The organism is Pedobacter sp. (assembly GCF_965279535.1).
Lineage (GTDB): Bacteria > Bacteroidota > Bacteroidia > Sphingobacteriales > Sphingobacteriaceae > Pedobacter.
Map to the genome: position 1 here is coordinate 2,623,509 of NZ_OZ257244.1, position 11,127 is coordinate 2,634,635.

General features: G+C 40.2%; 5 protein-coding genes. 4 read left to right on the forward strand and 1 reads right to left on the reverse strand.

Features of this window, described 5'->3' with window-relative positions; genetic code table 11:
- Window positions 1-3 precede the first annotated feature (3 nt).
- From recG to ACQY77_RS10525, 4 genes are all read left to right on the forward strand, one after another.
- Window positions 4-2,109 (forward strand): ATP-dependent DNA helicase RecG, encoded by a 2,106-nt coding sequence (gene recG, locus ACQY77_RS10510; RefSeq protein ID WP_421942188.1) that lies wholly within the window; start codon window positions 4-6, stop codon window positions 2,107-2,109.
- A 467-nt stretch (window positions 2,110-2,576) separates the two neighbouring features.
- Window positions 2,577-5,849, forward strand: a complete 3,273-nt coding sequence (locus tag ACQY77_RS10515) for a SusC/RagA family TonB-linked outer membrane protein (protein ID WP_421942187.1) — start codon at window positions 2,577-2,579, stop codon at window positions 5,847-5,849.
- A 35-nt stretch (window positions 5,850-5,884) separates the two neighbouring features.
- Window positions 5,885-7,759 carry a RagB/SusD family nutrient uptake outer membrane protein gene (locus ACQY77_RS10520; protein ID WP_421942186.1) on the forward strand — a complete coding sequence of 625 codons (1,875 nt, stop codon included), beginning with the start codon at window positions 5,885-5,887 and terminating at the stop codon, window positions 7,757-7,759.
- Between the two features lie 180 nt (window positions 7,760-7,939).
- Entirely contained in the window at window positions 7,940-9,223 is a 1,284-nt protein-coding gene (locus ACQY77_RS10525; RefSeq protein ID WP_421942185.1) for an MFS transporter, read from the forward strand.
- A 92-nt stretch (window positions 9,224-9,315) separates the two neighbouring features.
- On the opposite strand, the gene ACQY77_RS10530 is transcribed toward ACQY77_RS10525, so the two are convergent.
- Window positions 9,316-11,067, reverse strand: coding sequence for an ABC transporter ATP-binding protein (locus tag ACQY77_RS10530; RefSeq protein WP_421942184.1), 1,752 nt, complete (start codon window positions 11,065-11,067; stop codon window positions 9,316-9,318).
- Window positions 11,068-11,127 lie beyond the last annotated feature (60 nt).

Genomic DNA, 11,127 nt, shown 5'->3' on the forward strand with positions numbered 1-11,127 from the left:
ATTTTGTATCATTCGATTTTAGATACTTCTGTTGAGTTTATTAAAGGAGTTGGTCCTACCAAGGCTGATGTACTCAAAAAAGATCTGGGTATTTTCACTTATCAGGATATGCTTGCTCATTATCCTTTCAGATACATCGATAGAACCAAATTCTACAAGATTAATCAAATCAATCCTGATTCACAGTATATCCAAATCATTGGACGGATTATAAGTAAAAAAGTAATAGGAGATAAACGTGTAAAACGTATTATAGCCGTTTTTAAAGACGAAACCGGCATCATGGAGCTTGTATGGTTTCAAAGCTTAAAATGGGTAGATACCAATATACAAGTGGGTGTTGCCTACGTTGCCTTCGGGAAACCGAATCTTTTTAATGGAACTTTTAGTATTTCCCATCCTGAAATGGAGCTATATCAAAACAGGCAAGTTGGACGGGGCAACCTTACGCTTCAACCTGTTTATAATTCGACGGAAAAATTAAAGAAGTTTAACCTGGATTCTAAAGGTATTCAAAGATTGATTGCCGGGTTATTGGATCAGGTTATCCCCCAGGTACCGGAAAATCTTCCTCAGTATATTTTAGATAAATATCAGCTTCCGGATAAACGTACGGCACTGTTAAATATTCATTTCCCAAAAAACCAAAGGGATTTAAATGCAGCAGAAAGAAGGCTTAAGTTTGAGGAGCTTTTCTTTATCCAGCTTCAGCTACTGCATAATAAACAACTTCGCCAGCTAAAATTTAAGGGCTGCACTTTTGAGGTTGTTGGAGAAAAGGTTAACCGTTTTTACAATGAATTTTTACCCTTTGAGCTTACTAATGCTCAAAAAAGGGTGGTTAAAGAAATTAGATTAGATACACAGCGGGGTGTTCAGATGAACAGACTCGTTCAGGGCGACGTAGGAAGCGGGAAAACGGCAGTTGCCTTAATGAGTATGCTTCTGGCCAATGATAACGGCTACCAAGCTTGTATGATGGCTCCCACTGAAATTTTAGCCAGACAGCATTATGCTTCTGTTGTAGAGCTCGTATCTGATGACCTGGTTAAAGTTGCTATTCTTACCGGAAATACCAAAAAGAAAGAACGCAATATCTTACATGAGCAATTAGAAAATGGAGAAATAGATATACTGATTGGTACGCATGCCTTAATAGAAGATAAGGTTCAGTTTAAAAATCTGGGGCTGGTGGTAATTGACGAACAACATCGGTTCGGAGTAGAACAAAGGGCCAAGCTTTGGCGCAAAAATGTAATCCCGCCACACATTCTCGTGATGACAGCTACGCCAATTCCACGTACGCTTGCGATGACGCTCTACGGAGACTTGGATGTTTCTATTATTGACGAATTACCCGCAGGAAGAAAACCCATCGAAACGAGGCACCTGTACGAAAGCCAAAGAATGCGGATGTTTGGTTTTATGAAGCAGGAAATCGCTAAAGGACGGCAAGTTTATATCGTTTATCCATTAATAAAAGAGAGTGAAAAGCTTGATCTTTTACACCTTGAAGCGGGTATTGAACAATTAAGCTATCAGTTTCCTCGTCCGGATTATCAGATTAGCATTGTTCACGGACAAATGCCTAATGCCGATAAGCAATTCGAAATGCAGCAGTTCATTGAAGGCAAAAGCCATATTATGGTGGCCACTACAGTGATAGAAGTTGGTGTAAACGTGCCGAATGCCTCGGTAATGGTGATAGAGAACGCAGAGCGCTTTGGTCTGTCTCAACTCCATCAATTGAGAGGACGGGTGGGTAGAGGGGCCGCACAGTCTTTCTGTATCCTGATGAGCGGAAACAAACTTAGCAAAGAAGGCAGAATCAGACTGGAAACCATGGTAAAAACAAATAATGGTTTTGAAATCTCTGAAATTGATTTACAGCTTCGTGGCCCTGGCGATATAACCGGCACACAACAAAGTGGTGTCTTAGACCTTAAACTTGCAGATCTTGCAAGTGATAAAATCATTTTATCAGAAGCCAGAAATACCGTAATAGCACTTTTCGAGGAAGACCCTCAGTTGCTAAAAGCTGAAAATGCGATATTAAAAGCTTTTCTGCAAAAACTTCAAAGAGGAATTTCCTTTGATAAAATCAGTTAATTAAAAATCCTGTTCCAACTAATTATGCCTGAGACATTGGGTTCTCAGCAAGATTCAAAAAGTAAGTATTATTTATAATACGACTTGTATATACAAAAATTATTTTACTGATTCATCCCCTCATTTTTATTGATTTACCCCTGCTCCAAAAATCATAATAATTTTTATATTGCAGCTAACCAAGTATAAACTGTTTAGCTGGTTGGTCTATTATTGACCGAATATCGCCTAGTGGTTTAAAATCTCATAATCATCCAAAAAACATGATTTAAGTGGATTTTACTTGATTTACATGACATTTTTTTGATGTGTACCCAAGAGTGTGGCTCCACTTTGGGATGCAAAAATGCATTAACCCTAAATGTCTTAAGACCAAAATTACTAATACACATTAATTACAAAAATGTTTACTTACATGTACATCAAATAACTACAAAAAATAATCTAACCAATATTAACTAAAACCTATGAAAAAAAATCTATTGAGATCTTTTGCCGAAAGTAGTGTGCTTGTTGTTTGCGGAGGGTGTTTAATACTTGCTCCCTTGTCAGGCATGGCTACAGTCACATTATCTAAAAAAGAATCCCTTGATCATTTTGCGCTACTTCCTCAGGACATTGTGGTAAAAGGCCAGGTTACAGATGACAAAGGTGGGCCAATACCAGGCGTAAGCGTCAAAGTAAAAGGCGGTACTGCCAGCAGCGTTACAGATGGGAATGGAAGATTTAGTATTAAAGCCCCAGAGGATGCCATCTTAGTATTTACCTACGTTGGCTATGTAGACCAGGAAGTTCAGGTAAAAAACCAAAGTAGCATTAATGTAAAGCTCGTAGAAAACAATCAAAACCTCTCAGAAGTAGTGGTAGTAGGTTATGGAACACAGAAAAAAGCAGTGGTATCGGGGGCTGTAGCTGCAGTAAAAGGCACCGAGCTCGCTAAATCCTCATCTGTAAATTTAACCAATTCACTGGCCGGTCGTTTACCGGGTGTTACAGCCCTCCAAAGTAGTGGAGAGCCGGGGTATGATGGCTCTACCATTCGTATAAGGGGAATTAACTCGCTGGGGAATAACAACGCGCTAATTGTTATTGATGGAATTCCGAACCGTGCCGGGGGGATGGAGCGCCTAAACCCGAATGATATCGAAAGTGTATCGGTACTTAAGGATGCTTCTGCAGCCATTTACGGCTCACAGGCAGCAAATGGTGTAATCTTAATCACTACTAAATTAGGAAAATCAGGTAAACCACAATTTTCTTATGATTTTAGCTATGGCCTGCAGCAACCTACCCGAATTCCAAAAATGGCCAATTCGCCACAATATGCAGAAATCTTAAATGAGTTGAACATTTTTGGTTCCGACCTTAATCCCGGCGAATGGCCTGCAGCCTGGAATAGTTTTAAAACAACTGGCGTATATCAATCTCCAACAGGAAAAACCATCAATGCAGCCTACACACCTGATCAGATTAGAAAACTTGCTGATGGTTCGGATCCCTTACGTTTTCCAAACACCGATTGGTTCGACACTACTTTTCAAGAGTGGTCTCCACAACAAAAGCATAATGTTCAAATTAACGGTGGAGGAGAATTCGTGAAGTATCTGATCTCTTTGGGTTACCTGGATCAGGATGGTTACTACAAGAAATCTGCAACCGGATATCAGCAATACGATATGCGGATCAATCTCGAAGCCAAATTAAGCAAATATATTACCACCACATTGGGTGTTACTGCACGTGAAGAGGCCCGTAATTTCCCTACCGTAAGTGCTGGTGATATTTTCAGGTTTTTAATGCGTGGAAGGCCAACCGAAATTGCAGTTTGGCCTAATGGCTTACCAGGAAGAGATATCGAATACGGTTACAATCCTGTAGTATCTACAACCGATTTGACCGGCTATAATAAAGACATTAGAGATTACCTCCAAACCACGGGTAAAGTAGAAATCAAAATCCCGGGCATTGAAGGATTAAAAGTTACCGGAACTGCCGCAATTGATAAGTATTCTGGCAGGCAAAAAAACTGGCAACTTCCCTGGACACTATACGACTGGGATAAAAAAACTTTTCAGGCAGATGGCGTTACCCCAGTATTAACGGGAACAGTACGATCTCAATACACAGATCCAAGACTTAGAGAAACTGCTGGTGGACAATTGGCAACAAACTTAACCGGAATGATCAACTATGATAAAAAAATCAGCGATCATACTATTGGTTTAATGGCAGGCGTAACCCGTGAGCAGGTTAGCAATGATGGTTTTACTGCCTTCAGGAGATACTATTTATCATCTGCTATTGAAGAACTCCTGGCAGGAGATGAAAGAGAACAATCTTTGGGAAATAATCCCGGAGACCCAAACAACCTCTATAACAGGGCTCGATTAAGCTATTTTGGAAGGGTAGGATACAATTATAAAGAGAAATATCTTGCTGAGTTTCTTTGGCGTGTAGATGGTTCTTACATCTTCCCTACTGCAAGGCGCTTTGGTTTCTTCCCAGGCGTATCTTTAGGCTGGCGCTTATCAGAAGAGGCATTTTTTAAAGACAATGTTGGTTTCGTCAACAACTTAAAATTAAGGGCATCATGGGGTCAGATGGGTGCTGAAGCCTACTTCGGCGATGCACTTCAAGAATATCAATACCTGAGCCTGATGAACTTTGGCAGTTATGTCTTTAACGATGCCATCACTAAATCCATTTATGAAGGTAAAGTGCCTAATTTGGATTTTGGCTGGGAAGTGGCAAACAATACCAATGTGGGCTTAGATGCTTCATTCTTAAATAATAAACTGTCTTTGGAATTTGATTATTTCTATAACAAAAGAACCAATATCCTGATTAGCCGCGGAAGCTCTATTCCAGAAAGTTCAGGTATCGCAGATCGACTCCCTCCGGTAAACCTGGGGAAGGTAAACAACAAGGGTTTCGAGTTTAAACTAAGCTATAACGATCAGATTGGCGACTTCAATTTTGGCGTCAGTGTAAACGGTGGATATGCCAAAAACAAGATCATATTTTGGGATGAAACACCTGGCGCGCCTGAATGGCAACGTTCAACCGGCAGAGTAACCAACTCCTGGCTGGTATATGATTATGATGGTGTTTTTAAAGATCAGGCAGAAATCAGTGCCAATAAAATTAATTATGGTGCCCTTACCAATAACCTACGTCCTGGTGACATGAAATTTAAAGATACCAATGGTGATGGAAAAATCAACGCAGATGATAAAATCCGCCTAGACCAAAACGGTACGCCAACTTTTACAGGGGGTGTTAACCTCAACCTTCAATACAAAGGATTTGATTTATCGGTGCTCATTCAAGGTGCTACCGGAGGGATGCAGATTGTTGGTATTACCGAATCAGGAGATATTGGTAACTTCCTGGAATGGTCATATAATAATCGCTGGAGTATTGATAACCCAAGCGCTATCAATCCACGTTTATCTAATCGTGGGGCAACTTATTATACCGATGGAAACAATGCCCTGAATAATACCTATTGGTTGAGAAGTAACAATTATATCCGACTAAAAAATATCGAACTGGGCTACACACTTCCTACCAACTGGTTAGAAAAAGTGGGCTTAAACAGTGTGAGGTTATATGCTAATGGCCTTAATCTCTTTACTGTAGATAAAATTAAAATCTGGGATCCTGAATCTACCAATTCGAGTGGCCAATATTATCCACAGGCCAGGGTGATCAACTTTGGTGTTAAAGCTGCTTTTTAGCAAGGTATTACTGTTTATCAATAACAATGAAGAATATGAAAGCAAAAAATAAAAATATAAAATTATATACACTCGCCTTTATTTCCATTTTTGTCATCTCTTGTAAAAAGGACTTTATGGACGTTACGCCACCAGATAAAATTTCGTCGGAGCTGGTTTGGAATGATGCTGCACTCGCTCAGGCCTTTGTTAATGATATTTATAATGGGCTGGGAAATGGCGGATTCTCTGAAGAGATGTTATCTTCAGTTTCTGATGAATCCTTATTTACCCACCCTACCCGTGGAATAGACTTGGTGAATAATGGCACGATAAACCCATCTACATTAGGCTGGGTAAATGATAGTTGGGCCTACAAGGCGATGTACAACCGGATCAGAGCTTGTAATACAACGGTTGAACGCATCGCGGGTGGGAACAATGGGCTTGCCAGTCAGGACCTGAAAGACAGACTTCTTGGTGAGTCTTATTTTTTGAGAGCTTATTTCTATCAGCAGCTTTTAAGATTTTACGGTGCTGTACCCATCATCACTAAGACTTACAGCTTAACTGATGATTTCAATGTTAAACGCAATACCTACGAAGAATGCGTGAACTTTATTCTTAAAGACTGCGAGGAAGCCAACAAATTACTGGCCGGAAAAACGATGGATAAAGGCAGATGTACAGCCTTGGCTGCACTCGCCCTAAAAGCAAGAGTATTAATTTATGCTGCAAGCGACCTACACGACCGGGCAAAACTCACCGCAAAAGTAAGTGCTATTCCCAATCAAAAATTAGATTTTTTAAGTTATGCCTCCGGAAACCAAACAGACCGATACAGACTTGCGCAAACTGCAGCGAAAGCGGTTATAGATCTGGGAACAGGTTACAAACTAAATTTATCTGCTCCCGTTTCAGCTGCTGATGGTACTAAAAACTACAAAAACATTGCCATGGGCGGAGGAAGCAATGCTCCGGGCATTGATCTGAGTGCCTCATCAGAGTTAATTTTCGCCAGATACTTCATTATTCAGAATAACATCAAACATGCTCAGCAAAACGGGCCAAATGGGTACCATAACTGGGCAGGGAATACACCTTTGGGCTTATTGGTTGATGATTATGAAATGCAGGATGGGAGCAAATTCAGCTGGACGAACCCTACACAAAAAGCTAATCCCTATCAAAACAGAGACCCCCGCTTTTATGCAACCATTTTGTACGATGGTGCGGGCTGGAAACCTCGTGATAAGGCCTCAGGCAATGTAGATCCTGCTAGTCAAATCCAAACCGGGATTTACGACTTGATAGACAACGGAGCCAGAATTGATTTTAAAGGTTTAGATACCAGGGGAAGCACAATAGAAAACTGGAATGGAAGCTGGACGGGCTATTATTATCATAAATTCATTGATCCGGATCCGAATATTGTGGATGCATCCATGTCGCAAAACGTTCCATGGCCTTTTTTGAGGTATACTGAAGTCGTTTTCAACTACATCGAAGCCAGTATCGAGCTTGGAGAATTAGATAATGCCAAAAACTGGTTAAACAAAATTCGTTTCCGTGCCGGAATGCCAGCCATTACTTCAAATGATCAGGCAGAACTCCGTGAAATTTACCGCCACGAACGCCGCATTGAGATGGCCTACGAGGAACAACGTTACCACGACACCCGCAGGTGGTTAATTGCAGATGTAACGCTAGGCAGAAAAGCGACCTATATTAAGGTAACCGGTAAATTTAAAGCAGGCAAAACCATGTCTGCACCTTACCACTACGACCCTACTGTTTACGATTACACTTATACCCCAGTAATAGAAAATGCGCAGGAGAACCGCAGCTGGGACAACAAACTCTATTTCAGACCATTCAGCAGGGATGAAATCAATAAGAATAATCTTTTAGAACAAAATCCGGGGTATTAGAAAACCCTGCTTAAAAGGCCGGTGGGTAGCAATATCCATCGGCTTTTTGCTTTCTAAACCCTTTTAATTGATGCTGGCTGCAATTTTTACTTTTCAATAGAAAAACATAGCTGTTAAAAAACACATTTTGTACAGTTATTTACAACGTGATGCCGTAGTTTTGCAAGAAATTATTTTCCTGTGGCAGATTCAGACCCCAATTCGGTTTCAGTAAAACCAGATCCTTTCGCGGCCTTGCGATTTAAAGAGTTCAGATCGTTTTTAGGCATGCGTTTCTTTTTCACGCTTGCCTATCAAATGCAGGCGGTAGTGATTGGATATCATATTTACGACTTAACCCACGATCCATTAAAACTGGGATTAGTTGGCTTGTGCGAGGCGATCCCCGCAATTGGCATTGCCTTATATGGCGGGTATATTGCCGATAAGAGCGAAAAAAGAGGGTTACTGATTAAAATTTTTTCCTGCGTACTCCTGGCATCAGTCATTATGCTTTTGATTACCAGCAAGTATCTTCACCTCAAAGAAAGTGTAATTGTACTTATCATGTACGGTTTAGTATTCTGCATTGGCCTGGCCAGGGGATTCTTTGGCCCGGCAACATTCTCTTTAATGGCTAAGATTGTACCGAAAGAATTATATCCCAATTCAAGCACATGGAACAGCAGTAGCTGGCAGTTAGCTACAATTATAGGCCCCATGCTTGGCGGACTAGTGAACTGGCTGTGGGGGATCACTGCAGCTTACAGTGTTATTGTAGTTCTAATTTCTATATCTCTCCTCTGTATTCTCTCATTTAAAAAGCACCCTGCTACCTTTGTACCTACCCAGGATATTTTTGCCAGCTTAAAAGAGGGGATTCAATTTGTATTTAAAACTAAAATGATGGTTTGGGCCATGAGTTTAGATCTGTTTTCTGTTTTTTTTGGTGGTGCTGTGGCCCTGCTACCTATTTTTGCAAAAGATGTTTTCCACCTCGGTTCATTTGGATTGGGCATGATGCGTGCTGCAGCTTCATCTGGTGCAGTAATCACCATGTTACTCATGACCCGTTTCTCGCCAATGGGTAAACCCTGGAGAAATTTATTAATCGCAGTAACAGGCTTCGGTTTAAGTATTATTTGTTACGGATTATCTAAAAACTTCTATTTAACCTTATTCTTCTTATTTCTGGAAGGCTCATTTGATAGCGTAAGTGTAATCATCCGCCAAACCATTATGCAATTGCTTACGCCTGATGAAATGCGTGGACGGGTATCTGCGGTAAACAGCATGTTTATTGGTTCTTCTAATGAGATTGGAGAATTCGAATCTGGCTTAACGGCAAAATACATGAGATTAGTTCCTGCAGTTGTATTTGGAGGAAGTATGACCATTGCCATTGCCGCTATTACCTGGTTAAAGACTAAATCGTTGACGAAATTAAGTTTACAGGATATCCACGATCAAACATCATCTAAGTGAATTAGTCCTGAGCCAAAAGTCCTGAGTCTAAAGTCTTGAGTCCTCAGTCTGATTTTGACTCCAGACTAAGAACTCAAGACTCAGTACTAAAATTAAGCTTCTACAATGCGCTCGCCAATTTGCTGACGCCACATGGCCTGGTACAAACCGTTTTGAGCAATTAATTCCTCATGATTTCCCTGCTCGATGATATGCCCTTTTTCTAAAACATAAATGCAATCGGCATGTTTAATGGTCGATAAACGGTGTGCGATTAATATGGTGATATGATCTGTCAAATTCGAAACCGAGCGGATGGTTTTGGTAATCTCCTCTTCAGTGATTGAATCTAATGATGAAGTGGCTTCATCAAAAACCAAAATATCTGGTTGACGCAATAAGGCACGTGCAATAGAAAGACGTTGTTTTTCTCCTCCCGAAACTTTAACACCCCCTTCACCGATTACAGAATCCAATCCTTTATCTACTCTCGACATTAATGTTTGGCATGCTGCCTGATGTAGCACTTTTAAACATTCCTCATCTGTAGCGGTTGGGTTAACGAAAAGTAAATTCTCTCTAATGGTACCCGAGAATAGCTGAGTGTCTTGTGTTACAAACCCGATTTTCTCACGTAAAATATCCAGATCAATTTCATTACTTGGAATTCCATTGTATAAAATTGCACCCGCTTTAGGTTGATACAAGCCAACCAACAATTTTACCAGGGTAGTTTTACCAGAACCAGAAGGACCTACGAAAGCAATGGTTTGACCGTTGTGTGTTTTGAACGATATATTTTCTAAAGCGTTCCTGTTTGCAGTTTGGTGCTTGAACAATACATTATCAAAAGTTAAATCATGTATCTTTTGTACAGTTCTTGGATTGGCCGGTTTTTTATCCACCGGTGTGTTTAAAATCTTTTTAAAGTTTCCTAATGATACTTCTGCTTCCCGCCAGGTTAAAATAACATTGCCCAGCTCTTGCAGAGGGCCAAAAAGGAAGAAAGAATAAAACAAGAAAGAGAAATATTGTCCGGCAGAGATGGTATTCTCAAAAATAAGCAACAATAAAACTACAATCATCGTACTTCTTACCAGGTTAACGGTAGTGCCCTGCACAAAGCTCATACTTCTTACATATTTTACCTTTTTTAGTTCAAGGCCCAATATTTTATAAGTTGTTTTATTTAAGCGCTCAATTTCCTGATCGGCTAAGCCTAAACTTTTTACCAGCTCAATATTACGAAGCGATTCGGTTGTTGATCCTGCCAAAGCCGTCGTTTCGCCTACAATAGAACGCTGTATGGTTTTAATTTTGCGACTCAGGAACCAACTAACAAAGCTGATGATTGGAATGGCAGAAAAATAAACCAAAGTAACTTTGTAGCTTACCGAAACAGAGTAAACGATTACAAAAACCATCCCAATCAGGCTGATAAATAAAATACTGATAAAAGCTGTGATGAACTTCTCTGTATCCAACCTTACTTTCTGCAGAATACCCAGAGTTTCTCCACTCCGTTGATCTTCGAACACTTGATATGGCAATTTTAATGAATGTTGCAATCCGTCTGCATACATTTTAGCACCAACCTTTTGTACAATTACGCTTGTAAAATAATCCTGAAAGTTTTTAGCAATACGCGAAACCATTGCTGCGCCAATAGCCAGACCAATAAGTCCGAGCGAACCCCATAGATATTCACTGCGGCTCATAAAGTCTTTTCTGTTAATGTAACGGTCTAAAATCCGTCCGGTAATGTATGGATCCAATAAAGAGAACCCTATATTGATAGCTGCAAGCAGTAGAGCCAAGGCTACAATCCACTTGTGCTTTTTTAAGTAGTTTAATAATAAGCCCATGAAAGTTTTGTCGTTTGAAATACAAACATAAAAAAAGGGAACGGATAAAAATCCATTCCC

Coding starts and splice junctions, on each gene's coding strand:
- ACQY77_RS10515 (WP_421942187.1), top strand. CDS start 2,577: ATGAAAAAAAATCTATTGAGATCTTTTGCCGAAAGTAGTGTGCTTGTT.
- ACQY77_RS10520 (WP_421942186.1), top strand. CDS start 5,885: ATGAAAGCAAAAAATAAAAATATAAAATTATATACACTCGCCTTTATT.
- ACQY77_RS10530 (WP_421942184.1), bottom strand. CDS start 11,067: ATGGGCTTATTATTAAACTACTTAAAAAAGCACAAGTGGATTGTAGCC.